Here is a 25,873-nt window from a genome sequence, read left to right as displayed (position 1 = left end):
TATTGTATAAAATTCATTACACTAGATGATGACTTGGAAATATTACAAAGAAATAAAAACTCTATTACGCCCTTGGCGCTTTGCTTGATAGAGTGCATCGTCTGCTTCTTTAAACAAACTTTCAATAGAACGGTGATAGCTTGGAGAATATAAGCTAATACCAATACTTACCTGCACAAAGATGGGTAATTTGCCATATACATAAATCGGTTGCTGACTAATTTGAATGCGTATTCTTTCCGCGAGTTCAAAGGCAGCCTCTCTGGTGGTATCCGGAATAAAAATTGCGAATTCTTCTCCACCAAAACGTCCTAGTAAGTCATGAGGATGTAAAATATTTTGTATGGTCGTTACACAGGTCTGTAAGGCTCTATCCCCAATTAAGTGGCCATAACTATCATTCACTTTTTTAAAATGATCGACGTCCAACATGAAAAATGCAGAGGTCTTATTTTCCTTTTGTACTTTTTCTTGGAGTAGGCGGACTGACTGTAAAAATTGGCGTCGAGTTAAACTTGAGGTGAGTTCATCATGGGCAATTGCATGTTGTAACTTCTGAATTAATTCAGAATGGAGTGCGCTAATACTGGAAACAGTAAGTGGCGCAATCGTCATCATGATTAGCCCTATACGTATAGAAATGTTATTGCTTAAATAGTCTTGCGGATACAGTAATAAATAATGCCCTGAGACATGATAAATAATATATGCACTGGTAAAGGATGTAATGAGAGCAACAATAATGGGTTTATAACGTATAGCGCACCAGATTAATGCGGCGATGGGGTAGAGTAGGGAACCTGGACCCGAGTCGTAATAACTCACTCCTATCGAAATTAAAACAGCGAATAAAGGCAAAAAATCAATCGCTTTGATATATATACGATTACCCTTAAGGTGGTTTTTTATTTTAAGGTAAGGGGGGATATTTAAAATAATGGGCAGTAACAATAAAGCATTTTGAAGCTCTGATGTAACCCAATAACCAAATTCGGCCCAAAAACTACCAATCATAAATTTGGTGTTAAACATAGGCACAAAAGTTGCTGCAAAAAAAGCACCAGTTATGCTGCCAATCCCGCATAGTGCGAATAAGAGTAAATAAGAATAGCCTTGATAAGCTGCTTTTATATGGCGATTAAACAATATTGCGAGTGCTAAAGTCGTTACTACATACAGGTAGTTGGATATCGTTAAAATAAGGGTGAGAAAAAGAGGTGTGCCATTAACTAAATCGGCAATCATGTAACCGGTAAAAGCACCAGCAAAACTACCTATTTGGCGAGTTTGTGGAAATCGAAGCAATAGGCCTAGAAATACCGAGTTAGCAGGCCAGAAAAAAGCAAGAAAACTAAGAGGACGAGATGCAATTCCAATAAAGCAACATAGCGTAATAATGATGGTAAATAAGAGAAAAAATTTCAGGGAGGTAGAAAATGAAAATTCACGAAGTGAGTATGGCATCAGCTGCCCTTAATGATAAACACTCTTATCCAAGAGTAATAAAATATTAATGCATGATTAAACATTCATCATAATTCAGAGGGGAAGATGAATACAATAAAAAACCGATTAATATTATAAAAAAGTAAGGTGTTTAATTTGACCGATTGAGCAATTGTGCAAATAATATTAAAAATCAGAAAATGAAAAAAATCATTACAAGTGCGAAAACTATCAAATAAACCGATTATAAGCGGTGAAACCCCCTCTACAAGACATAGATGATTACTTTTGATTGGAAAATCATCCAAAAGACTAAGACGCTTCAACTAGCAAGGGAAATTAGAAATCAGGTACAATTGGCGGGATTAATTTTGTGTTTGGTGTATTTGAAGGCCAATACATACATTCTTTGTTAAATAATAGGCCTGCCAGGAGTTATCCCCGCATGAGTGCCATTACTCCATACGACTGGGCGATTATCGCCTTCGTGATCGGCGTTACATTTCTTTGCGTCTTTATGCTCACAGTTCCCTTACTCCTCGGGGGGAAATCGTGGGGACGTGCTAAGCAAGAGCAGTTTGAATCAGGTGTCGTGAGTGCTGGTGGCGCTCGCATTCGCCTGTCTGCAAAGTTCTATCTAGTTGCAATTTTCTTCGTTGTTTTCGACTTAGAGGCACTTTACCTCTATGCATGGTCTACTTCGGTGCGTGAAGTAGGATGGTTGGGTTATACCACTGTCGTAATCTTTGTCGTTGACCTATTAATTGCGCTTGTTTATGCCTTCTCTGTAGGTGCTTTAAGTTGGGCACCGGCAGATCGCCGTAAATTAGCAGGTGAGAAGATTAAAGTCGGTTCACCAACAATGAACATTGCTGAAATTACACGCTTTAACTCTATTGAAGAGCTCGTAACTGACCCTACAGGCCAGATTCCAGCCCAATCATCAGGTCGTGTTAAGTCAAAAACTACACCTGCATTGTCATCTGAAAAGGAGTAAGTCGGGATGAAATATACTCTGACCCGCGCGAATCCGGATGCTGATCAATATCCATTGCAAGATCGTCAAATTGTGACAGATCCACTTGAAGAGGAAGTGAATAAAAACGTATTCATGACTCGTTTAGAGGATGTCTTGCATACAGCAGTAAACTGGGGACGTAAAAACTCTTTGTGGCCATTTAACTTTGGTACATCATGTTGTTACGTTGAATATGCAACGACCTTAACAGGCGTGCATGACTTGTCCCGTTTCGGTGCAGAGGTTATTCGTGCTTCACCTCGTCAGGCTGACTTGATGATTGTTGCAGGTACCTGCTTTGTAAAAATGGCTCCGGTTATCCAACGTTTGTATGAACAAATGTTAGAACCTAAATGGGTTATTTCAATGGGTGCTTGTGCAAACTCTGGAGGTATGTACGACATCTATTCAGTAGTACAAGGTGTAGACAAAATTATTCCTGTTGACGTGTACGTCCCAGGTTGTCCGCCTCGTCCTGAAGCATTAATCCAAGCATTAATGCTTTTACAAGACCAGATTCAATTAGAGCGACGCCCGCTTTCTGCCGTGATTGGTGATGATCTTCAGCCAGTGTATAAGCCAAAGATGATGCCAGAACGTGATCGTAAGAATGCGCAGCGTATTGCCGTTAAAAACTTACGCTCTATGGATGAGATTAAATAATTTTTTGACGGTGTTTTGACATATCTAACCGATATGTTCATCGAGAAAATTGACAGAATTTGTATTAAATAGGAAGCCAAGCCAATGGCTGAAACTGACATTGCTATGCCAGAATCAACACCAGTTGATTCACGCCCAGCATTTGCAATCGTAGAAGAGCTCAAAACCAAATTTGGTGAGAACTTTTATGTGCAGGCGACTTTTGAAGAGTTTCCAACAGTCTGGGTTGAGCGCGCACGCGTGCAAGAAGTCCTCATGTTCCTGCGTAAAGTGGAACGTCCTTATGTAATGCTGTTTGACTTATCAGCGATGGATGAGCGTTTACGTCAACATCGTGATGGTTTGCCAGCATCTGACTTCACTGTGTTCTATCATTTATTATCGCTTGAGCGTAATAGTGACATTCGTATCAAGGTTGCCTTGAACGAAAACGATCTTAACCTCCCGACAGCGACAAATATCTGGCCAAATGCCAACTGGTATGAACGTGAAGCTTACGATATGTTCGGTATCAATTTCGAAGGGCATCCAATGCTTCGTCGTATCTTGTTACCAACTTATTGGGAAGGTCACCCGCTTCGTAAAGAGTATTCAGCACGTGCGACAGAATATACGCCGTACATGCAAGACAAAGCGAAGCAAGATTTCGAACAGGAACACTTACGCTTTGTACCAGAAGACTGGGGTCTTAAGCGTGGTAACGCTGACGAAGACTTCATGTTCTTGAACTTGGGTCCTAACCATCCATCTGCGCACGGTGCATTCCGTATTGTATTGCAGTTAGACGGTGAAGAAGTGAAGGACTGTGTTCCTGATATCGGTTATCACCACCGTGGTGTGGAAAAGATGGCCGAGCGTCAAACATGGCACTCTTTCATTCCTTATACTGACCGTGTTGACTACTTAGGTGGTTGTGCGCAAAACATGCCATATGTCATGGCTGTTGAACAGCTTGCTGGAATCAAAGTTCCTGAGCGTGCACAAGTGATTCGTGTCATGTTGAATGAATTGTTCCGTATTAATAACCACTTACTTTACTGTGGTACGGCAATTCAGGATGCCGGTGGTATGACACCAGTATTCTATATGTTCGCAGACCGTCAAAAAGTATACGACATCGTTGAAGCAATTACGGGTTACCGTATGCACCCAGCATGGTTCCGTATTGGTGGTACAGCACATGACCTTCCAAACAACTGGCAAAAACTTGTTAAAGAGTTGCTAGATTGGATGCCAAAACGTTTGAACGAATACTACACAGCTGCATTCAAAAACTCTGTGTTTATTGGTCGTACACGTAATGTTGCTCAATACGATGCCAAATCTGCGCTTGCATGGGGTGTAACCGGTACTGGTTTACGTGCAACAGGTATTGATTTCGACGTTCGTAAATATCGTCCATACAGTGGCTATGAAAACTTCGACTTCGAAGTTCCGGTTGAGTATGAAGGCGATGCGTACGCTCGTGTACTTGTTCACTTCCGTGAAATTGAACAATCACTCAAAATTATCAAACAGTGTTTGGATAACATGCCTTCTGGTCCATATAAAGCGGATCACCCATTGGCTGTTCCACCACCAAAAGATAAGACGTTACAAGATATTGAAACTTTGATTACGCACTTCTTGAGCGTGTCATGGGGTCCTGTCATGCCTGCTGGTGAAGCGTCATTCATGACTGAAGTTGTGAAAGGTGCAAGTACTTATTACTTGACTTCGGATAAGGCAACGATGAGTTATCGTACTCGTATCCGTACACCGACGTTTACTCACTTACAGCAAATTCCTTCAGTGATTAACGGCAGTTTAGTATCTGACTTAATCATTTATCTGGCGACCATTGACGTGGTTATGGCTGACGTGGATCGCTAAGAGGTAACGCAAAATGATGATTCTGACTGATAAAAAACCACGTGTGAATGTTGAAGGGATTTTGACTGCTGAAGAAATCCACGAAATTGAACATCACATTGGTCACTATCCATACCCACGTGCAGCTTCTTTAGATGCATTAAAGTGCGTACAGCGCCGTAATGGCTGGGTAGATGATGCTCAAATGAACGCCATCGCACAATTATTGACGATTAGTGTTGCAGATTTGGAAGGTGTAGCAACGTTCTACAACCGTATCTATCGCCAACCTGTAGGTCGTCACGTAATTTTGCTTTGTGACTCAATTGCTTGCTTCTTGATGGGTGCTGAAACACTTGCTGAAGCATTCCAACGCGAATTAGGTATTCAGTTTGGTCAAACGACACAAGATGGTCGTTTTACGCTGCTTCCAATTTGCTGTCTAGGCAACTGTGACAAAGGCCCAACGTTAATGATTGATGAAGATACTCACGGTTTAGTAGAAGTGACATCAATCAAACAGTTATTGGAGAAGTATGTATGAATACTGAACCAAAACCAATTTATGGCGACGGTAATCCGGAAACTCATCCACTGACTTGGCGTTTAAGCAAACAAGAATCGGTACGTAGTGCTGACGATTACGAAGCACTTGAAGGTTATGCCGGCTTTAAAAAAGCATTAGGTATGAAACCTGCTGAAGTGCTTGAAGTCATTAAAGCTGCAACTGTAAAAGGTCGTGGTGGTGCAGGCTTCCCTGCAGGGATCAAATGGTCTCTTATGGCGCCAAATGATGGCGGTCCACGTTACTTGATCTGTAACGCCGATGAGATGGAACCAGGTACCTTTAAAGACCGTTTGTTGATGGAAAAACTTCCTCACCAATTGATCGAAGGTATGTTGATTGCAGGTTATACCCTAGAAGCAACTCAGGGTTATATCTTTATTCGTGGTGAATATATTGAGGCTGCACAATACCTAAATGAAGCGCTTGAGCAAATCCGCGCTAAAGGTTACTTAGGTGACAACATTTTAGGTTCTGGCTGGAACTTTGAGTTACACGTGCACACTGGTGCAGGTCGTTATATTTGTGGTGAAGAAACTGCATTGATTAACTCACTTGAAGGTCGCCGTGCTAACCCACGTACTAAACCACCGTTCCCGCAAGTTGCTGGTGCATGGGGTCGCCCAACGATTGTGAACAACGTTGAGACTTATAACAACTTGCCAGCAATCATGCTTCGTGGTCCAGAATGGTATATCGGTTTATCAGCAGGTAAATCAAAAGATCCGGGCACAAAGATTTATGGTGCATCAGGTAAAGTAAAATTCCCTGGTCTTTGGGAACTACCATTTGGTACGACTGCACGTGAAGTAATCGAAGAACATGCTGGTGGTATGCGTGATGGCTTGAAGCTTAAAGCATGGTTACCAGGCGGTGCGTCTACTGACTTTTTACCGGCGGATACCATTGATTTACCAATGGATGCTGAAACCATTATGAAAGCAGGTTCTCGTTTAGGAACATGTTTATTAATGGTGGTAGACGAGACCCAATGTATGGTGTCGTTGACCCGTAATCTGGAAGAATTCTTTGCGCGTGAATCATGTGGCTGGTGTACACCTTGCCGTGATGGTTTGCCATGGGCTGTTAAAGCGCTTAAAGCACTTGAGACAGGTGAAGGTAAGAAAGAAGATATCGACCACTTACAAGAACTTACTCGTAAATTGTGGATTGGTAAAACTTTCTGTGCTCACGCACCAGGTGCGATGGAGCCGCTTATGGGCGCACTCAAACATTTCCGTAGCGAGTTTGAAGCGAAAGTGACTGATCGTCCTGTCGTGCAAACTAGCAACGTAGAACAAGCTTAAGGGATTCGACTATGGCTACAATTCATGTCGATGGAAAATCGTACGAAGTCAATGGATCAGAAAACTTGCTACAAGCATGTTTATCCCTTGGCATTGATATTCCGTATTTTTGTTGGCACCCATCCTTAGGTTCTGTTGGTTCATGTCGTCAATGTGCCGTAACTCAGTATGCAAATCCTGAAGATACGCGCGGACGTCTTGTGATGTCATGTATGACACCAGCATCTGACAATACCTATATTTCGATTGAAGACAAAGAAGCAGTAGATTTCCGTGAATCTATTGTTGAGTTCTTAATGACCAACCACCCACACGACTGTCCAGTGTGTGAAGAGGGTGGTCACTGTCATTTACAAGATATGACTGTAATGACAGGTCACGACCGTCGTCGCTATCGTTTTACTAAGCGTACACATTACAACCAAGAACTAGGCTCATTCATTGCACATGAAATGAACCGTTGTATTGCTTGTTACCGTTGTGTTCGTTACTACAAGGATTATGCAGGCGGTACAGACTTTGGTGTATATGCCAATGCATCACGTGTTTACTTTGGTCGTCCAGAATCAGGTACTTTAGAGTCTGAATTCTCTGGTAACTTGACTGAAGTATGTCCAACTGGTGTATTTACCGATAAGACTCATTCAGAGCGCTATAACCGTAAATGGGATATGCAATATGCACCAAGCGTGTGTCATGGCTGTTCTTCAGGTTGTAACATCTCTCCGGGTGAGCGTTATGGCGAAATCCGTCGTGTAGAAAACCGTTTCAATGGTTCGGTTAACCAATACTTCCTTTGTGACAAAGGCCGTTTTGGCACAGGTTATGTAAACCGTGCAGATCGTCCACGTCAACCTCAATTCCGTAATGGCGAAACAGTAGCAACTGTTTCTGTTGACCAAGCGTTGGACCAAACAATTGCGAAACTTGAAGGTAAAAAAGTTCTAGGTATTGGTTCGCCACGTGCAAGCTTAGAATCAAATTACGCATTGCGTGAACTAGTGGGCCAAGCAAACTACTCAACAGGTGTTGCACAAAAAGAGCAAAGCCTCGTTGAACTTGCTGCTTCAATCATGCAAACAGAGGGTATTTACAACCCGAACATGCGTGAAATTGAAAGCTACGATGCAGTATTAATTTTGGGTGAAGATTTAACTCAAACTGCTCCACGTATGGCATTGTCAGTTCGTCAAGCTGCAAAAAATAAAGCTCGCGAAATGGCTGCAAAAACACGTACACCGGACTGGTTGGCTGAACCTGTACAACGTATTGGTCAGGAAGCGAAATCTCCGATCTATATCTTGGCTGCAACTCAAACTCGCCTTGCAGATGTTGCGACAGGTGAAGTTGTTGCATCACCAAATGATATTGCGCGTTTAGGTTTTGCAGTTGCTGCGGCAGTTAAAGGTGAAACAGTTAATGGTTTAGATGACGATGCAAAAGCATTTGCTCAAACTATTGCCGACACTTTAAAAGCAGCAAACAAACCGTTAATTATTGCGGGTACGAGCTTGCAAGATGCTTCAATTATGGAAGCGGCAGCAGAGTTAACGCAAAACCTTGGCTCAAAAGCTGGTTTAAGCCTTGTTGTTCCTGAAGTGAACTCTATGGGCTTGGCATTATTTGGTGGCTTAAGCCTTGAACAAGCATTTGCTCAAGACTACGACACACTTGTTATTGTTGAAAATGACTTATTCCGTCGTTTACCGGCCGCTCAAGTTAAAGCAGCACTTGATAAAGCTGAAACAGTAATCGTGCTTGATCATAGTGAAACTGAAACTGTGAAACAGGCTGATATTGTACTTTCAGCAGCAAGCTTTGCCGAAGGTGATGGTACTGTCGTAAGCCAAGAAGGTCGTGCACAACGCTTCTACCAAGTTTACGATCCAAGCTACTACAAACCTGAATACGCGATTAAAGAATCTTGGCGTTGGTTGCATGCCATTGAAACTGGCCTTAAAGGCAAACCAATTGATTGGACAGTACTTGACGACGTAATCGAAACAATCGTGAAGAACGTTCCGGTACTTGAAGCAATTCAAGATGTTGCACCAGACGCTGGCTACCGTGTACATGGTTTGAAAATTGCTCGTGAACCACGTCGTTATTCTGGTCGTACAGCAATGCGTGCGCCTTTATCAGTTCATGAACCTAAACAACCGACAGATCCAGACTCAGCATTAACATTCTCTATGGAAGGTTATGTTGGTCCGCAAAAAGCTTCTTCGCTTGTACCATTTGCGTGGGCGCCAGGTTGGAACTCTCCACAATCTTGGAACAAATACCAAGATGAAGTGGGTGGTCACTTAAAAGGTGGTGATTCAGGCGTTCGTTTATTCGACCGTTTAGCAAAACGTCCAGCACGTAGCTATGTCGCTCCAACAGCTGTAGTTGCAAATCCTGAAAGCTTCCGTCTTGTACCAATGCACCATATCTTTGGTTCTGGCGAATTCACAATTAAAACACCTGCAATGGAAACTCGTATTCCTGAAGCTGTATTTGCTGTGGGCGAACAAGACGCAACACGTTTGAATCTACAAGAAGGCCAACGTATTACAGTAAAAGCAGGCGAAACAACTGTGAGCTTACCTGTACAAGTAATTGAATATTTACCTACAGGTTATATTGGTTACCCAGTTGGTTTAGCTCCGACAGTATCTTTAGCTGAACCTGTTTCAGTGGCATTAGGAGTGTAATTCATGAATCAAGAAATTATACGTCAAACGCCACTTTGGGCTGAGAACTGGCCAATTGCTTACGCTGTTGTTCAAGCAGTTGTGATTTTGCTTGTTGTTGTTCTTGTTGCTGCGTTGATGTCTTTCATTGAGCGTCGTTTGCTTGCGTGGTGGCAAGACCGTTATGGTCCAAACCGTGTTGGTCCTGGTGGTATGTTCCAGATCGTTGCCGACATGCTTAAGATCATGTTCAAAGAAGATTGGACACCAAAATTTGCTGATAAATTAACTTTCCGTTTAGCTCCGGCAGTTGCGATGGCAACTGCGGTGCTTTCATTCATGGTTATTCCTGTAAGCCCTGCATTGGGTGTTGCGGACATGAGCATCGGTTTGTTGTTCTTTATGGCAATGGCTGGTATTGCGGTTTATGCAGTGTTATTCGGTGGTTGGTCATCAAATAACAAATATTCATTACTCGGTGGTTTGCGTTCAGCTGCTCAAACAATTTCTTATGAAGTGTTCTTGGGTATCTCGCTAATGGGTGTGGTTGCAATCGCTGGTTCATTTAACCTTCGTGAAATTGTTGAAGCTCAACGTGATGTTTGGTTCATCATTCCACAGTTCTTAGGTTTCTTGATTTTCGTTGTTGCAGGTGTTGCGGTAACTCACCGTCACCCATTTGACCAACCTGAAGCAGAACAAGAATTGGCCGAAGGTTACCATGTTGAATATGGCGGTATGAAATGGGGTATGTTCTTCGTTGCTGAATATGTAAACGTTGTACTTATCTCTGCATTGATCGTGACTTTATTCTTTGGTGGCTGGTTAGCTCCATTCAATTTAGAAATTCCATTTGTTCCACCAGTGTTCTGGTTTGTGATTAAAACAGCATTCTTCGTAATGATGTTTGTATTGGCACGTGGTTCTTTAATGCGTCCACGTTACGACCAAGTCATGAACTTCGGTTGGAAAATTTGTTTGCCGCTGGCGTTGGTTAACCTATTGGTAACTGGTGCTGTGATTCTGATGAATCAGGCCTAAGACAGCAGGGAGTACAAAATGTATAAAATTCTAGCTGGAGTTGGGTCAATCGTTCGGACGTTATTCATGGTATTTACCCATGGTTTCCGTAAACGTGACACAATTCTTTATCCAGAAGTACCAGCAGAGGAAATTGTACCACCTCGCTATCGTGGTCGTATTATCTTGACACGTGACCCGGATGGGGAAGAGCGTTGTGTGGCATGTAACCTTTGTGCGGTTGCATGTCCGGTTGGCTGTATTTCACTGCAAAAAGCTGAAAAAGAAGACGGACGTTGGTATCCGGAATTTTTCCGTATCAACTTCTCTCGTTGTATCTTCTGCGGTATGTGTGAAGAAGCATGTCCAACTACAGCGATTCAGCTAACTCCAGATTTCGAGTTGGGCGAATACGTACGTCAAGACCTCGTATATGAGAAAGAAAACTTGCTCATTTCAGGTCCAGGTAAATACCCAGACTATAACTTCTACCGTGTAACTGGTATGGCAATTAACGGTAAAGAGAAAGGTCAAGCACAAAAAGAAAGTGCACCAATCGATGTACGGAGTCTATTACCATGATGTGGCCGTTTTATTTGATGGCGCTCGTGGCCATCGTTTCTACGGTTCGTGTAGTGACTAACACGAACCCTGTACATGCATTGCTTAGTCTGATTGTTTCATTGCTTGCTGTTGCTGGTATTTTCATGATCGTAGGTGCGCCGTTTGCCGGCGCCCTCGAAATCATTGTTTATGCTGGTGCGATTATGGTCTTGTTCGTATTCGTTGTGATGATGCTTAACTTAGGGCAACACACAGTTGAACAAGAGCGTAAATGGCTTTCTTCAGATGCTTGGGCATATCCAGCACTCATGAGCTTTTTACTTGGCTTACTTTTAGTTTGGATGCTCGGTGGTGAATATACAACCATCTCTGCACCACTTGGAGCACAAGTAATTGGACCAAAAGTTGTTGGTCAAGCGCTCTTTACACACTATTTATTGTTGGTTGAAGTTGCCGCCATGTTATTGCTAGCAGCCCTTGTTGCAGCATACCACTTAGGTAAACGTGAACCAGGTGCAGAAGAGGAAAAAGAATAATGGGCCAGATCCCTTTAGAACATGGTTTGATTGTTGCAACCATTCTTTTTGCACTCGGTTTTTACGGTGTAATGGTGCGACGCAACCTTTTATTTATGTTAATGAGCCTTGAGATCATGATGAATGCTGCAGCGTTAGCATTCGTTCTTGCGGGTAGCGTATGGGCACAACCAGATGGACAAGTCATGTTTATTCTGATTTTAACCCTTGCTGCTGCAGAGGCGTGTATCGGTCTTGCGATTGTCCTTCAGTTCTATCATCGCTTCCATCATTTGGATGTGGATGCTGCTAGTGAGATGCGCGGATGAGTTATTTATATCTAACAGTATTATTTCCGCTAATCGGTTTTATTTTATTGGCGGCTGGGCGTGATAAGCTCTCTGAAAATGTTGCAGCAATTATTGGTGTAGGTTCTGTAGGTTTATCTGCATTATTTGCATTGATTGCTGGTATGGCATTTACCAGTAGCGGCCAGCAAGTTTTTGTTCAAAATCTTTGGACATGGTTCAATGTTGGTGGTTTCGCGCCTGGCATTAGCTTACATTTAGATGGCTTATCTTTACTCATGATGGGCATGATCACGGGTGTTGGTTTCCTAATCCACATCTTTGCATCATGGTATATGCGTGGTGAAGAAGGGTATGCGCGCTTCTTCTCTTATTTCAACCTGTTCGTTGCAAGCATGCTTTTGCTTGTGTTGGGTGACAACTTAGCGTTGTTATTCTTAGGTTGGGAAGGCGTAGGTCTATGCTCTTACTTGCTGATTGGTTTCTATTATGCAAATCCTGCAAATGGTTGGGCAGCGATCAAAGCATTTACAGTTACCCGTGTAGGTGACGTATTCTTACTTATCGCTTTATTCTTGCTTTACCAACAATTTGGTACGCTTAATACTCAGTATATCGTTGAACACGCAGCAGAAGTCATGACGAAGAGTTCGTCACTTACCATCTGGACTGCATTAATGTTGTTCTTGGGTGCTGCTGGTAAATCTGCACAAATTCCATTGCAAACATGGTTAGCAGATGCGATGGCAGGTCCTACACCTGTTTCTGCATTAATCCACGCAGCAACAATGGTAACAGCTGGTGTGTACTTGTGCTGTCGTCTATTCAGCGTATTTGAACTTGCGCCTGAAGTGATGCAATTCATTTCGGTAACAGGTGCTGTAACTTTATTAGTTGCAGGCTTTGCTGCTCTCGTACAAACAGACATCAAACGTATTTTAGCTTACTCAACTATGAGTCAGCTTGGTTATATGTTTATGGCTGTAGGTGCTGAAGCGTATCAAGCTGGCTTGTTCCACATGTTGGCTCACGCATTCTTCAAAGCATTATTATTCTTGTCTTCTGGTGCAGTTATTCTTGCTTACCATCACGAACAAAATATTTTCAAAATGGGTGGTTTGTTCTACAAAAACAAATTCCTATTTGCATGTTTTGCGATTGGTGGCGGTGCATTAGCAGCTATCCCATTCTTAACAATCGGCTTCTTCTCTAAAGACGCGATTCTCGGTGAGGTTTGGGTACAAGGTCAATCGATTGCTTTATATAACAGCTTATATTGGGCTGGTGTAGCAGGTGCATTCCTGACTTCAATCTATACCTTCCGTTTAATCTGGGTTGTATTCTTCGGTAAAGAAAATACACATTACCATGAGATTAAAGGTGCTACTTACTGGGCTCCATTAGGTATCTTGGCTGTATTGTCTACTTTTGTTGGTGCTGCATTAAAAGCTCCAGTAGCAAATATTTTGAATACAGCAAAAATTCCTGAATTCCATGTTGCTGAACAATTTGTTGAAGGCATGCATGGGGCAGAGCATTTAGCAGTAGGTATCGCGCTTGTTGGTTTAGCTGTTGGTATTGGTCTATTTGCATTTGCTTACGGTGCAGTAAAATCGTTTGCAAAAACAAGTCTTGGTGCTGGCTTAGCTCATATTTGTCGTACTGCATTTGGTTTCGATGCGTTGTATGACATCGTTTTTGTTAAACCTTATTTATTCTTCGCCAAACTATTTGGTCGTGATCCGATTGACAGCTTATGGCTTGTTCTTCCTGCGCTTGTTAAAGGCGGAAACAGTTTCACAAGCTCACGTCAAACAGGTTCATTGCGTGAATACGCATCAAGCATGTCACTCGGTGTAGTGGTGTTATTGATGATCTTGATCGTTATTCAGGTAGTGGGGAAATAAAATGGAAAACAATTTAATTTTACCCGCGCTGATCCTTGTTCCGTTCATTGCAGGTTTTACTTGTTGGTTAGTCGATAAACTCGACAAAACTTTGCCACGCTGGATCGCCTTAATTGGTATGCTCATCACGTTGGGCTTAGGTCTTGCACTTTGGCAAAGTGGTACTTATAGCTACGAGTTAGGCTCAAAAGTCCCAACTTGGACAGCTGAGTTTTATTTACCGTGGATTCAATCTCTCGGTATTGGCATTCACCTAGCAGTGGATGGCTTGTCTTTACTCATGGTGTTATTAACAGCTTTACTTGGTGTACTTGCTGTTGGTTGTTCATGGGGTGAGATCCAAAAGAATGTTGGTTTCTTCCACTTAAACTTGTTATGGAGTTTAGGGGGCGTTATCGGCGTGTTCTTGGCAATTGATTTGTTCCTATTCTTCTTCTTCTGGGAGATGATGCTTGTACCAATCTACTTCTTGATTGCGTTATGGGGTCATAAGGGTTCAAACGGTCGTTCACGTGTTTACGCTGCAACCAAGTTCTTCTTATATACGCAAATCGCTGGTTTAGTAATGTTAATCGGTATCCTTGGCCTTGTGGTTTATGGTTACATGATGACTGGTATGATCGGTTTTGATTACAACTATTTATTAGCTGTAGCGAATCGTTTACCTGCTGGCTTCGCGTATGGTTTCATGATCTGCTTCTTTATTGGTTTTGCAGTGAAGTTACCAGTTTTCCCATTGCATGGCTGGTTACCGGATGCCCATGCTCAAGCACCTACAGCGGGTTCTGTAGACTTGGCTGGTATCTTGATTAAAACAGCAGCGTACGGTTTGCTTCGTTTTGTAATTCCATTCTTCCCGGCAGCTTCTGCACAGTTTGCAGATATTGCAATTATTTTCGGTTTGATTGGTATTTTCTACGGCGCGTGGTGTGCTTACCAGCAAACTGATATGAAACGTTTACTTGCGTATACGTCGATTTCACATATGGGCTTCGTTTTACTTGCTATTTATGCAGGTAATATTTTGACCTTCCAAGGTCTAATGATCATGATGTTGGCACATGGTTTGTCATCAGCTGCATTGTTCATTATGTCTGGTCAAATCTACGAGCGCTTACATACACGTGATTTACGTTTGATGGGTGGTCTTCGTGGTCAGCTCCAGTATTTACCGTTCTTCTTAATGTTCTTCGTCGCAGCTCTTGTTGGTGTGCCAGGTTTAGGTAACTTTATTGGTGAATTCCTGATTTTGATGGGTTCATTTAATAAATATCCTGTATTCACGATCATTGCTTCTATCAGCCTTGTATTTGCAGGTTTGTATGGTTTGATCTTGATTCACCGTGCTTTGTTTGGTGAACCAAACTCTGAACAAAAGCAACACTACACTAGTCCATTAAAAGACTTATCTGCTCGTGAAGTTAGTATTTTGATGATTTGTGCGATTGGTCTCGTTTGGCTTGGTATCTATCCACAAACATTCTTGGATGTATCTCATTCAAGCATGCAGTGGTTGGTCAATAGTTATGTACCAGTACAAGAAGTCGTTGAAACTGTTCAGCAAACAGCTACTCAACTTGACCATGTGGAGATCCAATAATCATGAACTTCACAGTATCATTTTCTACGCTTATGCCTTTAGCACCGGTGATGATTGTTGCTTTGACAGCAGTCGTCGTCATGCTGTTAATTTCAATTAAGCGTAACCATAATTTAATCGCAACAACCTCTGTTGTCGGTTTAAACCTTGCTGCACTTTATATCTTGTTAGAATTATTTGGCGGTAAATTTGTACCGGCAAATGTGATGGGCATGTTTATGGTTGATCCATTTACTTTGTTCTATCAGTTCATGATTTTAGTTGCATCATTGGCTTGTTGTACTCTGTCTCATGCTTACATCGAGACTTATAAAGACAACCGTGAAGAACTCTATCTTTTGTTACTTGCTTCTGTAGCAGGTGCAATGTTGATGGTTGCAAGTTCACACTATGCATCATTCTTCATTAGCCTTGAGTTAATGTCGATTCCTGTATACGGCTTACTTGCTTATACATATCAACGTAGTCAGTCGCTTGAAGCAGGGATTAAGTATCTTGTGCTTTCTGCAACAGCTTCTGCAATGTTGTTGATGGGTATGGCGTATATCTACGCTTACACTGGTTCACTTTCATTCTATGATTCTGTACAAGCTTTATTTGGCGCAATCAAACAGCCAATGGTGTTATTAGGTTTAGCACTCATTATTTTTGCTGTTGCATTCAAATTGTCGCTTGCACCGTTCCATAAATGGACACCAGATGTATATGCAGGTGCGCCAGCTCCAATGGCAACGTTCTTGGCGACTGCAGCTAAAGTTGCAACAATTGGTTTGTTCGTACGTTATTTGCTTGCTTCTGGCGCAATTATGGTGAATTCGCTAGTGACCGTTTTGACAATCATTGCCGTATTGTCAATTTTAGTCGGTAACTTGCTTGCTGTTCGTCAGGTCAACTTAAAGCGTATTTTGGGTTATTCATCTATTGCTCACTTTGGTTATTTGTTAATTGCTTTAATCAGCATGACATATGCAAGCTTGGGCAGCGTAACTGTGTATGTGGTGACTTATGTATTAACGACTATTGGTGCTTTTGGTGCAGTAGCGTTAATGTCTAGCCCATATAACAACGTAGATGAAGCGCAAAGCCTTGCAGACTACCGTGGTTTGTTCTGGCGCCGTCCAGTACTTACAGCAACATTAACAGTCATGATGTTATCTTTGGCTGGTATTCCATTAACAGCAGGCTTCATTGGTAAGTTCTTGGTTGTTATGGCTGCTGTAACAACTCAACACTGGTTCTTAGCTGCAATGATTATTGTGGGTAGTGGTATTGGTTTGTATTACTACTTACGTGTGATGGTTGTTATGTATATGACTCCACCTGAAACTCCTCGTATTGATGCTGATGCACATTGGGGACAAAAAGTGGGTGGTTTAATGGTATTGGCTGCTGCTGCATTAGTTATTATTTTGGGTGTTTATCCAGATCCAATGATTAATTTGGCATTAAAAGCAGAAATTTTATCTCCATTACATTTCATGCTTTCTCAGCAACAATAATTCTTGTGTACAAAAAAGCCTCCAAATATGGAGGCTTTTTTTTATTGATAGTTAAAAAAAGATTATAATAAATACGTTTTTATATTTTTAGGTAACATCTGTGGCCATTCAAGAAATTCGTCACCCACTTATTCGTCATAAATTAGGTTTATTACGTCGTGCTGACATCAGTACCAAGAATTTCCGTGAGCTTGCTCAGGAAGTGACTATGTTATTGACATATGAAGCGACGAAAGACTTACCAGTTGTGGATTGTGAGATTGAAGGTTGGGCTGGCAATGTTACTACTCAGCGTATCGCGGGTAAAAAAATAACGATTGTACCGATTTTGCGTGCAGGTATCGGTATGCTTGATGGTGTGCTTAACCTAATTCCAAGTGCAAAAGTAAGTGTGTTAGGGCTTGAGCGTGATGAAGCAACTCTAGAAGTACGTACTTACTATAAAAAGTTAGTTCCTGATGTCGCTAACCGTATTGCCATGATCATTGATCCAATGTTGGCAACAGGTAATTCTTTAGTTGCTGCTATTGATGTATTAAAGGCAAGTGGATGTAAAGATATCCGTGTTATGGTGTTAGTTGCAGCACCTGAAGGAATTGCGAAAGTAGAGGCAGCACATCCTGATATTCAGCTTTATACTGCATCTATTGATAATGGCTTAAATGAACATGGTTATATTGTTCCAGGTTTAGGCGATGCTGGTGACAAGATTTTTGGTAGTGTTCAAAAAGACTAATTTTTGAAATAACGATAAAAAGAGACTTCATTAAGCCGTATAACTTTTAAGAGCGGAAATGAAAGTCTCTTTTTATTTACTACAGTAATTGCATTGGTAAAGTAGGGTGAAAAATCATGAAGCAAGAGTTTTATACTGGAAGGATAAAACAATATAACGCCGATAAAGGATTTGGTTTTATTTCGACGACTGAAGGAGATATTTTCTTTCATATTTCTGATTTCCCTGCATCCGAAGGTGAACCGAAAAGAAATGAAAAAGTGAGATTTCTTGCTGCAGATAATCGAGGAAAATTTAAAGCTATTAAGATTGAGCGTATCGATCCTAATCCTGCGAAGACTAAGAAAACTAAAATTGCTGATCACAATAAAGCGATCACAAGTGAGTTATTGTCTAATTTCCGACGTTAATAATGAATTAAATGTTGCCGATGGAAGTACCTAAGTAATGTATTAGACAACTACTTCGCTAGCACTTAGAAAGTTTAAATGATTTAGAATTAAGGGAGATATAATTTTCCCTTAATTTTCTTAAGAATGAATAATAAGATTAAAAAAATGGGGAAGTATGATTCAACGGGGAAAAATTAAACGCAGCAGATTCAAGCTGAGTTCAAGTGAATACATCAGTATATTTATCGTTAGTATCTTGGTTATAGTTGCATGTGTGAGTTTTATGGTATTGCACTATCGTCAGCAGGCTCAGCAACGTGCATCACACGAAAAAGTGCAATTATTAATACAACAACAGAAGACGATTATTGAAGCACAGCGTACAGCTTTGGGTAAATTACCGGATGTTCAGCTTTCTGAAAAAACGAAAAAGGCTTTAGCACTTACATCAGAAAAAGTTCCAGAACGGGTAAATGATGAAACATCAGCTTTTCAGTGTGATGGTCGTGAGTACTGTACGCAAATGCATTCTTTAGAAGAGGCACGTTGGTTTGTACGAAATTGCCCGAACACTAAAATGGATGGTGATCGTGACGGTGAGCCATGTGAAAATGACTCGCGATGGCATTAGAAAATCAAGCTTTAAGCCTGATCTTCATCGCAAAATTTTAAAAATGCTTTAAGGCCCGGACCTTGATATTTTTGGCGGTGCACTAGCATATAAAGAGGGCGGGTAAGTTGCCAAAATGGGGTATCTAAAATAACAAGTTGACCTTTTTCACTTAAAGGTTCAATCGCTAACTTTGAAATACACGACATTCCTAAACCACCAGCCACTATTTTTAAGATCGCTTCGTTATGTCCAAGCGTCAAACGAATGTTTGCATCTGGTAAATCTTGCAAAATTGCATTATCAAAGACTTCACGAGTACCTGAACCTTCTTCACGTAATATCCATTCTACGTCATGAAAATCTTGAGGGGTAAGTGGGCGATTTAAACGTGTTAACGGGTGGTCAGGTGAGCAGCACACTGCTAGCTCATCGTCACGCCAGTGAATACATTGGAGTTGAGGTAAGTGACAAGACCCTTCAATTAAAGCTAAATCAAGCTGAAACTGATTTACAGCTTCAATCATTTGGCGTGTGTTACCAACTTGAAGTTGTAAATGCGCTTGTGGATGACGTTGTAAGAAGTTAGCCATTAAATCTGGCATTAGATAATCACTGATGGTTAAAGTAGCCCCGATACGAAGGTCAATACTCTGTAACTCACCCTTGGCTGCTTGTTCAAAGGCTTCACAGCGGCCTAAAATTTCTAATGCTTGGGGAAGCAGAAAACGTCCAAGATCATTTAGCTGCAAGCGCTTACCTAAACGATCAAATAAAGGAGCACCTAAGCCGTCTTCTAAATCGGCTAAAGCCATACTTGCTGCACTTTGCGTCAGTCTGACCGCATCACTGGCTTTAGTAACGGTTCCTTCTTGGGCGACTGCTACAAAAACAGCCAACTGGCGTAATGTCATCCGCATGTTTAAAAAGCCTTAACGTTTAAAAGTATTCATTATTTCGGCTGTCATGCTAACATGAGCGCACTATTTCATGCCACGTTGAAATCATGTCAATTGAAAAATTTAGCGTAGAAAAAGTTTTATCTGTTCATCGTTGGACCCCAACACTTTTCAGTTTTACCATGACGCGTCCTTCGCATTTTAAATTTACGGCAGGGCAATTTGCGCGTATTGGTTTAAAGGTAGGAGATGAGCTGGTTGTCCGTGCGTATTCGGTGGTGTCTTCTCCGTTTGATGAAACGCTAGAGTTTTTCTCAATTGTAGTACCAGACGGTGCCTTCACCTCGAATCTACAGCATTTGAAAGTCGATGATGAGCTATATTTGGAAAAAATTCCATATGGTTACCTGACGTTGGCACGCTATCAACAGCCTTTACCGCATGATCTGTGGTTACTGGCAACAGGTACAGGCTTGGCTCCATTTTTGTCGATGCTACAAGATTTTGAAACTTGGTCTAATTACCAGAAAATTAACTTGGTCTACAGTGTTCGTACTGCGGCTGAGCTGGCTTATGTTGACCGTATTCAAGAGATTGCTGAAACGTTTGGGGAAGGGCATAGCGGTTTTAAATTTATTCCTATAATTACCCGAGATCCATCTGCGCCGTTGCATGAGCGCTTACCTGTATTAATCGAAAATGGTGAGTTAGAAAAAGCAGCAGGTTTGGAACTCAGCCCAGCATCAAGTCATGTCATGCTTTGTGGAAACCCACAAATGGTTGATGATACGAAAGAGGCTCTAAAATGCCGTGGTCTCACAATGAATCGTCGCGGTGAAGGAAATATTGCGGTAGAAAATTACTGGTAAAACTGGAAGTAAAATATTTTAAGAAAATTTTTTATGGATATGTTTATTAATGGACAAACATATCCATAAACTCACGGATCTCTGCAATCGCACTGTCGACATCTGTTGAAAGCCATGTTGGTTCAAATAATCCCGCATAGTGTTCAAGGCGGTCTTGAGGAACAACTAGGCGAACAGGACAATCTTCTTCGAGTAAACGCCACGGTAAAATTGGAACTTCATTGTCCAGAAATACATTGATATTACGAATATCAACAATCATCGCATTAATGCATTCAGGAAATGGCATGACCGAGAACTCTTCGGTGCGGCGACGGAAGTATTCAAGATCACCCCATTTGAGTTCATAACTTGGTTTATTAAATTCAATAATACCAATGAGATGGTCATCTCTTGTCTGATGCAAATAACATTGATGTGTGACGTCAGTGTCGAGATCAAGAGTTACGCTTTGCTGACGATACATCATAAAATTGAGTAGCTTTAAAACAAGGGGGCTTATTATAGCCTATTTTATAAAAAGTAAGGGCTAAAACATATTGTATTACAAATCGGACTTTAGCGAAGATTCTGAATATCGAGAAGTTAGATTCTAAAACGTTATAATTAAAGTGGCTAAATTTTATACTAAATTAATATTTTTAAAAGTAGAGTTTTGCAACTGTAGACACCTTCTCATAATGCTTTTTCACACAATGCAACAAATCAAATTGTTATGATGAATATAAAGTTAATGATAATAGAAGAGGGGAAAGAAGATGCATGATTTTTCAAAACCGCCTCATGTGACGAGTCCGGAAGAGACTGCAAAAAAAAGAAGATTGCCAGTTTATATTTTAATTATTGTTGGGCTTTTTCTTCTCGCACTTGTGGTTTATATGGTTGCTGATCACAGCAAAACGCCAAAAGAGGAAGCCGCATTTCAACATGAGACCATACCACAAGTCATCAGTGGTACTTCTGATTTGAAGACCTATGAAGGGTAATAAGCTAATCAGTATATCGTGATAAAAAGCCTTTAGGATGTGACCTGAAGGCTTTTTTTGCAATCTTTTGCATCAATTTGTTGTATTTATGCAGAAGGTTGTTGATTGAAAAATATTCAAAACATAAGGTGACATAGACCGCATTTATCGTCATTTTTTACAACGAACTGGTGTTTTTCATTTAGTGATAACACTGAAAAGAACATAACAATTGAGGACATAACAATATGAATGAATTTTTTAATGGGCCTCGCGGCGCTCAGTTTGATGCGATGTATTACTGGGATCAGTTTCATCCTATTTTAGCTGCAATTGTCATCTTACTGGTAGGCTGGATCATCGCTTTATTGGTGGCGGCAGGTGTAAAAAAACTTCTGCAAAAATTAAATACCAATGCGAAATTATCTTCAGCGACTGGACGTACACCCAATATAGAAGGTCTGATCTCCAAAGTCGTATTCTGGTTTATTCTGATTCTCGCCGTTGTTGCTGCTTTAAATGTGCTCAACATTAGTGGAGTGAGCGGTCCATTTAGCAACATGGTTAATCAGGTACTCGTCTATATACCAAATATTATTGCTGCTGTAGTGGTGGGCTTTATATCGTTGCTCGACTGGTGCGGGCGGGGGTGACCAATGTTTTATCCCGAACTCAACTTGATGATAAGTTAAGCAGCGAAGTGGGTGTAGGGGGAATTAGCCAGAATATTGGTGAAATTCTTTACTGGCTTGTATTGTTACTTTTCCTTCCGATTGTTCTTTCAATCTTAGGATTAACAGGCTTACTGATTCCAGTTCAAAATATGGTAAATGATGCTGTAGCATTCTTACCAAATATCTTTATTGCTGGCGTTATCGTTTTTGTTGGTTATATCTTGGCAAAAATTGTACGCGGTATTGTTGAAGGATTAATTAATAGCTTAGGTGTGCAATCTCAAGCGGAAAAAATTGGTCTTTTCAAAAATTCAAATGTAGGCAAATTCTTAGGTTCATTTGTTTTTGCCATCATTATTATTACGACATTGATTGTAGCATTTGAAGCTTTAGGTATTGAGACTATTTCTCAGCCAGCAACAGCAATGCTCAATGAAATTTTACAAGCTATTCCAAACATTATTGCTGCTGGTTTAATTTTACTGGTTGCTTATATTGTTTCACGTTTTGTTGGTCGCTTGGTTGCTGAGTTAATTGCAGGAACTGGTGTTGATGAAATTCCAGCAAAATTAGATGTACAACGCTTTTTAGGTCAAACTAAAGTTTCTAATGCCGTTGGTTGGCTAATCGTGTTCTTTACCATGTTGTTTGCAGTTTCTGAAGCTGCTGACCGTCTTGGTTTCGATCAGATTAGTGGTCTAATCGCAATGTTTATCCATTTCGGTGCAAACATTCTATTGGGCGCTGTAATCTTGGTGATTGGTTTCTGGCTTGCAAATGTTGTGGCGAACGTTGTTCAACGCGGTGAATATAATAGTTCGCGTTGGTTAGGTAGTTTGGTTCGTGTCTTGATTATTGGTTTAGTCCTTGCACTTGGTTTAAGAGCGATGGGTATTGCCGATTCGATCGTAAACCTTGCGTTCGGCTTAACGCTAGGCGCAGTTGCAGTTGCTTTCGCTCTTGCATTTGGTTTGGGTGGTCGTCAACCAGCAGAAAGACTTTTATCTGATTTACTGGATAAAGCTAAGAAAGAGGCAAATCAACCAAATCCTTTATATCAACCGCCTACTACTAATAATACAACAGGTAGTTCGTCTACGGCTTCAACTCCGTCAACGACTACAACTGCACCATCAACAACAGTTTCATCTGATGCAAAACCAGCTGATTCTGCACAAGTAAATCCATCACAACCACCAGTAAATAAACCGTTTGGTTCTACTGGCGAAAATGATGAAATTTAGTAGGTGTAACTAATTTTCAGATAAACAGTACAAAAAATCTTTGATTTTTGTGATAAGTTCGACCACTCTATATTGAGTGGTCGTTCTGTCTTTGACAGCTATAAAAACAAATAAGTGAGGAAAATACGATGAAAAAACCTGGTCGTTTTTTAGCACCTGTTGTAATTGCTGGGATTACCGTTGGTTTTTTAGCAAGTGCTTATAAATTTGTATTTAGTAAATCCGAATCATCAAAACAGACAACAAGCCATAAGCATGATTCTGAAAAATCATCCAATGATTCGAAAGCATCAAATTAGCTTATTCATCATTTAAACATATTGTGCTGCTGCATAAGCCGAAGACCAAGCCCATTGGAAGTTATAGCCTCCTAAGTGGCCAGTCACGTCAAGTACTTCTCCAATAAAGAATAGTCCTTTCTGCTTTTTGCTTTCGAGTGTTTTAGATGAAACTTCAGTTGTATCAATTCCACCTAAGGTAACTTCGGCAGTACGATATCCTTCTGTGCCTGATGGTTTAACAGTAAAACCATGTAGCTGCTCGGCAATATGCTCTAGCTGTGCATCACTGATATTACCAATGGCTGTCTCGCTCTGCTCTGGCCATATAAGTTGTTGTAATTCTTGTACAATACTTTTTGCCGTAAATTCGTTCAGAAGAGTACGCAGTAAAACTTTAGGTTGGGCTTTCTTTTTATCTTTTAAATAAGTTGCTAAATCTTGGCTCGGGAAAAAGTCGATTTTAAAACTTTCACCTGTATTCCAATAGTTTGAAAGCTGTAATGAACTTGGACCACTCAAACCACGATGCGTAAATAATAATGCCTCAGTAAAGCTATTTTTTTGGTTGCTTAACGTGACATCTAAAGCATTACCACTCAAGCGTGTGGTGACTTCTTTAATATGATCCGAAAAAGTAAATGGTACTAAACCTGCACGGGTTGGGAAAACTGTATGTCCAAATTTTTGTGCCAATTCATAGCCAAAACCAGAGCCACCTAAAGTTGGGATGGATAATCCACCTGTAGCAACCACTAATGATTCACAGCTAAAACGGCCCTGATTTGTGTGTACTGAAAAACCACCTTGTTCTAATGGATCGACTTGTCCAACCTCACAATGGGTCTGGATTTCGACATTGTTTGTTTTATTACACTCACTTACCAACATCTCTAAAATTTCTTTAGCACCGTTTAGCGTAAATAATTGCCCGTGTTTACGTTCTTCATAGGCAATTCCATAATCACAGACCAGACCAATAAAGTCCCAGTTGCTATAGCGTGACAGGGCAGAAATAACAAAGTGCGGATTATGAGAAATATAGTTTTCAGATTCTACATAGAGGTTGGTAAAGTTACATTTCCCACCGCCTGACATTAAAATCTTTTTACCAATTTTATTGGCTTTTTCTAAAATTAAGACCGAACGTCCCCGTTTAGCAGCATGTGCAGCCAACATGAGTCCAGAAGCACCTGCACCTAAGACAATGACATCGACATGACTGTTAGACATAAGAAGTTCTCGATTAGTCGTAAAAATTAAAAAGGGGCATATACTATCATGCCAGCACTTACTCATGCTAAGGACATTTATACAGGTAAGGGATAAGGCCTTCTAAAAGCGGGTGAGTTATGTGTGAGGTTTATTTCTAATATCGGCTTGTAAACCACCGGAATGAATTGCCAAAATGCGTGTATTCGCTGGAAAATAATTGTTTTTTATAAGATCAAACAGACCAAACATCATTTTTCCGGTATAGATCGGTTCAAGGGGGACCGTATATTGCTCTTCAAAATTTTCAATAAATGCGAATAGTTCAGGTGAGGTTTTCGCATAACCGCCCCAGCAGTATACACCTGTCAAAGACCAATTTTGTTTTTTAGTCCATTGCCTAATCTCTTGTTGTAAGAAATCACCTTTTAAAGCCGAAAATCCTAAGACTTTCTGATGTGCTGCACTTCTTTCAATCAGACCTGAAATCGTTCCGCCAGTTCCCACTGCACAGCAAATCACATCATATTGCTCTAAGTCATATTGGCTCAGGATTTCCTGACAACCTTGAACTGCCAGTTCATTGGTACCACCTTCGGGAATGATATAGGTCTGCGAAAATTGTTGCTGTAATTGTTTAAGGTAATTTGCTTCATCTCGTAAGCGATATTCATGGCGAGAGACAAAATGTAGCTGCATTCCCAAACTTTGAGCTTTTGCCAAGGTGGGATTAAGTGATTTACCAGCTAACTCTTCACCACGAATAATTCCTATACTTTTTAAACCAAAAAGATGAGCTGCATAAGCTGTTGCAGCTATATGATTTGAGTAAGCCCCACCAAAAGTCAAAATGCTTGATAAACCTTGTTTTTTTGCAGCAAGCAAATTGTATTTTAATTTGAAAAACTTATTACCCGAAATTTGAGGATGAACTAAATCTAAACGTTTAATGTCGAGATGAACAGGAAAGGGTAGTTCAATGTGCTGATAGGAGATAGGTTGGGCAATGTGATCAAACATTAGAAATTGAGAAAAATAATGATTGATCACATTGTA

General features: G+C 40.8%; 24 protein-coding genes and 1 pseudogene. 20 read left to right on the top strand and 5 right to left on the bottom strand.

Annotated features, from left to right (window positions below; all coding sequences use genetic code 11):
* Positions 1-42: 42 nt before the first annotated feature.
* Complete coding sequence (locus C1642_RS10565; protein ID WP_103236298.1) at positions 43-1,464, bottom strand: sensor domain-containing diguanylate cyclase; 1,422 nt, start codon at positions 1,462-1,464, stop codon at positions 43-45.
* Between the two features lie 427 nt (positions 1,465-1,891).
* Here C1642_RS10565 and ndhC point away from each other — a divergent pair, with 427 nt between their 5' ends.
* From ndhC to C1642_RS10485, 16 genes are all read left to right on the top strand, one after another.
* Positions 1,892-2,443: an NADH-quinone oxidoreductase subunit A gene (gene ndhC, locus C1642_RS10560; RefSeq protein ID WP_001274550.1), complete on the top strand. Its 552-nt coding sequence runs from the start codon at positions 1,892-1,894 to the stop codon at positions 2,441-2,443.
* A gap of 6 nt (positions 2,444-2,449) precedes the next feature.
* Positions 2,450-3,127, top strand: coding sequence for a NuoB/complex I 20 kDa subunit family protein (locus C1642_RS10555; RefSeq protein WP_000878003.1), 678 nt, complete (start codon positions 2,450-2,452; stop codon positions 3,125-3,127).
* Positions 3,128-3,211: 84 nt separating this feature from the next.
* Entirely contained in the window at positions 3,212-4,999 is a 1,788-nt protein-coding gene (nuoC, locus tag C1642_RS10550) for an NADH-quinone oxidoreductase subunit C/D (protein ID WP_000852150.1), read from the top strand.
* 13 nt (positions 5,000-5,012) lie between these two features.
* Positions 5,013-5,522, top strand: coding sequence for an NADH-quinone oxidoreductase subunit NuoE (gene nuoE, locus C1642_RS10545; protein WP_000973142.1), 510 nt, complete (start codon positions 5,013-5,015; stop codon positions 5,520-5,522).
* Positions 5,519-6,850, top strand: coding sequence for an NADH-quinone oxidoreductase subunit NuoF (gene nuoF / locus C1642_RS10540; RefSeq protein WP_001091095.1), 1,332 nt, complete (start codon positions 5,519-5,521; stop codon positions 6,848-6,850). Before nuoE ends, nuoF begins: the two co-directional genes overlap by 4 nt.
* An 11-nt stretch (positions 6,851-6,861) precedes the next feature.
* Entirely contained in the window at positions 6,862-9,546 is a 2,685-nt protein-coding gene (gene nuoG / locus C1642_RS10535; RefSeq protein WP_000190953.1) for an NADH-quinone oxidoreductase subunit NuoG, read from the top strand.
* A 3-nt stretch (positions 9,547-9,549) separates the two neighbouring features.
* On the top strand, positions 9,550-10,566 hold the full coding sequence (gene nuoH, locus C1642_RS10530; protein WP_001070989.1) for an NADH-quinone oxidoreductase subunit NuoH: 1,017 nt from the start codon (positions 9,550-9,552) through the stop codon (positions 10,564-10,566).
* Positions 10,567-10,584: 18 nt separating this feature from the next.
* A complete protein-coding gene (gene nuoI, locus C1642_RS10525) occupies positions 10,585-11,127 on the top strand; it encodes an NADH-quinone oxidoreductase subunit NuoI (RefSeq protein ID WP_000276693.1) in 543 nt (180 codons plus the stop codon).
* Positions 11,127-11,645 carry an NADH-quinone oxidoreductase subunit J gene (gene nuoJ / locus C1642_RS10520; RefSeq protein WP_014205902.1) on the top strand — a complete coding sequence of 173 codons (519 nt, stop codon included), beginning with the start codon at positions 11,127-11,129 and terminating at the stop codon, positions 11,643-11,645. Before nuoI ends, nuoJ begins: the two co-directional genes overlap by 1 nt.
* The gene (nuoK, locus tag C1642_RS10515; protein WP_000529822.1) at positions 11,645-11,953 is read left to right on the top strand and encodes an NADH-quinone oxidoreductase subunit NuoK; all 309 of its coding nucleotides are present in this window, start codon (positions 11,645-11,647) and stop codon (positions 11,951-11,953) included. Before nuoJ ends, nuoK begins: the two co-directional genes overlap by 1 nt.
* Positions 11,950-13,839: an NADH-quinone oxidoreductase subunit L gene (nuoL, locus tag C1642_RS10510; RefSeq protein WP_000121137.1), complete on the top strand. Its 1,890-nt coding sequence runs from the start codon at positions 11,950-11,952 to the stop codon at positions 13,837-13,839. Before nuoK ends, nuoL begins: the two co-directional genes overlap by 4 nt.
* A gap of 1 nt (position 13,840) precedes the next feature.
* Positions 13,841-15,439 carry an NADH-quinone oxidoreductase subunit M gene (gene nuoM, locus C1642_RS10505; protein ID WP_000429844.1) on the top strand — a complete coding sequence of 533 codons (1,599 nt, stop codon included), beginning with the start codon at positions 13,841-13,843 and terminating at the stop codon, positions 15,437-15,439.
* 2 nt (positions 15,440-15,441) lie between these two features.
* Positions 15,442-16,938 (top strand): NADH-quinone oxidoreductase subunit NuoN, encoded by a 1,497-nt coding sequence (gene nuoN / locus C1642_RS10500; protein WP_001011953.1) that lies wholly within the window; start codon positions 15,442-15,444, stop codon positions 16,936-16,938.
* 100 nt (positions 16,939-17,038) lie between these two features.
* On the top strand, positions 17,039-17,674 hold the full coding sequence (gene upp, locus C1642_RS10495) for a uracil phosphoribosyltransferase (RefSeq protein WP_001007343.1): 636 nt from the start codon (positions 17,039-17,041) through the stop codon (positions 17,672-17,674).
* Positions 17,675-17,790: 116 nt separating this feature from the next.
* Positions 17,791-18,084: a cold shock domain-containing protein gene (locus C1642_RS10490; protein WP_000806835.1), complete on the top strand. Its 294-nt coding sequence runs from the start codon at positions 17,791-17,793 to the stop codon at positions 18,082-18,084.
* Positions 18,085-18,241: 157 nt separating this feature from the next.
* Positions 18,242-18,697 (top strand): excalibur calcium-binding domain-containing protein, encoded by a 456-nt coding sequence (locus tag C1642_RS10485; protein ID WP_001985879.1) that lies wholly within the window; start codon positions 18,242-18,244, stop codon positions 18,695-18,697.
* Positions 18,698-18,708: 11 nt separating this feature from the next.
* Here C1642_RS10485 and gigC read toward each other — a convergent pair whose 3' ends face one another.
* Positions 18,709-19,596, bottom strand: a complete 888-nt coding sequence (gene gigC, locus C1642_RS10480; protein WP_001242992.1) for a LysR family transcriptional regulator GigC — start codon at positions 19,594-19,596, stop codon at positions 18,709-18,711.
* A gap of 86 nt (positions 19,597-19,682) precedes the next feature.
* Between gigC and C1642_RS10475 the strand changes: the two genes are divergently transcribed.
* Positions 19,683-20,444, top strand: coding sequence for a ferredoxin--NADP reductase (locus C1642_RS10475; RefSeq protein ID WP_000021165.1), 762 nt, complete (start codon positions 19,683-19,685; stop codon positions 20,442-20,444).
* A 46-nt stretch (positions 20,445-20,490) separates the two neighbouring features.
* Here the strand turns inward: C1642_RS10475 and C1642_RS10470 are convergent, their stop codons facing one another.
* Positions 20,491-20,910, bottom strand: coding sequence for a hypothetical protein (locus C1642_RS10470; protein ID WP_002000170.1), 420 nt, complete (start codon positions 20,908-20,910; stop codon positions 20,491-20,493).
* Between the two features lie 292 nt (positions 20,911-21,202).
* Here C1642_RS10470 and C1642_RS10465 point away from each other — a divergent pair, with 292 nt between their 5' ends.
* The 3 genes and pseudogenes from C1642_RS10465 to C1642_RS10455 all read left to right on the top strand — a co-directional run bounded on the left by C1642_RS10465 (position 21,203) and on the right by C1642_RS10455 (position 23,626).
* A complete protein-coding gene (locus C1642_RS10465) occupies positions 21,203-21,430 on the top strand; it encodes a hypothetical protein (protein WP_000543705.1) in 228 nt (75 codons plus the stop codon).
* Between the two features lie 227 nt (positions 21,431-21,657).
* Positions 21,658-23,327 (top strand): annotated as a pseudogene (locus C1642_RS10460) (mechanosensitive ion channel).
* Positions 23,328-23,455: 128 nt separating this feature from the next.
* Entirely contained in the window at positions 23,456-23,626 is a 171-nt protein-coding gene (locus C1642_RS10455) for a hypothetical protein (RefSeq protein ID WP_000742883.1), read from the top strand.
* 12 nt (positions 23,627-23,638) lie between these two features.
* Here the strand turns inward: C1642_RS10455 and C1642_RS10450 are convergent, their stop codons facing one another.
* On the bottom strand, positions 23,639-24,838 hold the full coding sequence (locus tag C1642_RS10450; RefSeq protein ID WP_103236297.1) for an NAD(P)/FAD-dependent oxidoreductase: 1,200 nt from the start codon (positions 24,836-24,838) through the stop codon (positions 23,639-23,641).
* A 117-nt stretch (positions 24,839-24,955) separates the two neighbouring features.
* Positions 24,956-25,837 carry a 1-aminocyclopropane-1-carboxylate deaminase/D-cysteine desulfhydrase gene (locus C1642_RS10445; RefSeq protein ID WP_103236296.1) on the bottom strand — a complete coding sequence of 294 codons (882 nt, stop codon included), beginning with the start codon at positions 25,835-25,837 and terminating at the stop codon, positions 24,956-24,958.
* Positions 25,838-25,873: the final 36 nt, after the last annotated feature.

Source organism: Acinetobacter sp. AKBS16 (genome assembly GCF_002899995.1).
GTDB lineage: Bacteria > Pseudomonadota > Gammaproteobacteria > Pseudomonadales > Moraxellaceae > Acinetobacter > Acinetobacter baumannii.
Note: the sequence above shows the minus strand (reverse complement) of the source record. Positions and strands in the feature narration are given on the sequence as shown.

What these genes read in the sequence shown, in the direction of transcription:
- C1642_RS10565 (WP_103236298.1), bottom strand. Translation starts at nt 1,464, where the DNA reads ATGCCATACTCACTTCGTGAATTTTCATTTTCTACCTCCCTGAAATTT.
- ndhC (WP_001274550.1), top strand. Translation starts at nt 1,892, where the DNA reads ATGAGTGCCATTACTCCATACGACTGGGCGATTATCGCCTTCGTGATC.
- C1642_RS10555 (WP_000878003.1), top strand. Translation starts at nt 2,450, where the DNA reads ATGAAATATACTCTGACCCGCGCGAATCCGGATGCTGATCAATATCCA.
- nuoC (WP_000852150.1), top strand. Translation starts at nt 3,212, where the DNA reads ATGGCTGAAACTGACATTGCTATGCCAGAATCAACACCAGTTGATTCA.
- nuoE (WP_000973142.1), top strand. Translation starts at nt 5,013, where the DNA reads ATGATGATTCTGACTGATAAAAAACCACGTGTGAATGTTGAAGGGATT.
- nuoF (WP_001091095.1), top strand. Translation starts at nt 5,519, where the DNA reads ATGAATACTGAACCAAAACCAATTTATGGCGACGGTAATCCGGAAACT.
- nuoG (WP_000190953.1), top strand. Translation starts at nt 6,862, where the DNA reads ATGGCTACAATTCATGTCGATGGAAAATCGTACGAAGTCAATGGATCA.
- nuoH (WP_001070989.1), top strand. Translation starts at nt 9,550, where the DNA reads ATGAATCAAGAAATTATACGTCAAACGCCACTTTGGGCTGAGAACTGG.
- nuoI (WP_000276693.1), top strand. Translation starts at nt 10,585, where the DNA reads ATGTATAAAATTCTAGCTGGAGTTGGGTCAATCGTTCGGACGTTATTC.
- nuoJ (WP_014205902.1), top strand. Translation starts at nt 11,127, where the DNA reads ATGTGGCCGTTTTATTTGATGGCGCTCGTGGCCATCGTTTCTACGGTT.
- nuoK (WP_000529822.1), top strand. Translation starts at nt 11,645, where the DNA reads ATGGGCCAGATCCCTTTAGAACATGGTTTGATTGTTGCAACCATTCTT.
- nuoL (WP_000121137.1), top strand. Translation starts at nt 11,950, where the DNA reads ATGAGTTATTTATATCTAACAGTATTATTTCCGCTAATCGGTTTTATT.
- nuoM (WP_000429844.1), top strand. Translation starts at nt 13,841, where the DNA reads ATGGAAAACAATTTAATTTTACCCGCGCTGATCCTTGTTCCGTTCATT.
- nuoN (WP_001011953.1), top strand. Translation starts at nt 15,442, where the DNA reads ATGAACTTCACAGTATCATTTTCTACGCTTATGCCTTTAGCACCGGTG.
- C1642_RS10490 (WP_000806835.1), top strand. Translation starts at nt 17,791, where the DNA reads ATGAAGCAAGAGTTTTATACTGGAAGGATAAAACAATATAACGCCGAT.
- C1642_RS10485 (WP_001985879.1), top strand. Translation starts at nt 18,242, where the DNA reads ATGATTCAACGGGGAAAAATTAAACGCAGCAGATTCAAGCTGAGTTCA.
- gigC (WP_001242992.1), bottom strand. Translation starts at nt 19,596, where the DNA reads ATGCGGATGACATTACGCCAGTTGGCTGTTTTTGTAGCAGTCGCCCAA.
- C1642_RS10475 (WP_000021165.1), top strand. Translation starts at nt 19,683, where the DNA reads ATGTCAATTGAAAAATTTAGCGTAGAAAAAGTTTTATCTGTTCATCGT.
- C1642_RS10470 (WP_002000170.1), bottom strand. Translation starts at nt 20,910, where the DNA reads ATGTATCGTCAGCAAAGCGTAACTCTTGATCTCGACACTGACGTCACA.
- C1642_RS10465 (WP_000543705.1), top strand. Translation starts at nt 21,203, where the DNA reads ATGCATGATTTTTCAAAACCGCCTCATGTGACGAGTCCGGAAGAGACT.
- C1642_RS10455 (WP_000742883.1), top strand. Translation starts at nt 23,456, where the DNA reads ATGAAAAAACCTGGTCGTTTTTTAGCACCTGTTGTAATTGCTGGGATT.
- C1642_RS10450 (WP_103236297.1), bottom strand. Translation starts at nt 24,838, where the DNA reads ATGTCTAACAGTCATGTCGATGTCATTGTCTTAGGTGCAGGTGCTTCT.
- C1642_RS10445 (WP_103236296.1), bottom strand. Translation starts at nt 25,837, where the DNA reads ATGTTTGATCACATTGCCCAACCTATCTCCTATCAGCACATTGAACTA.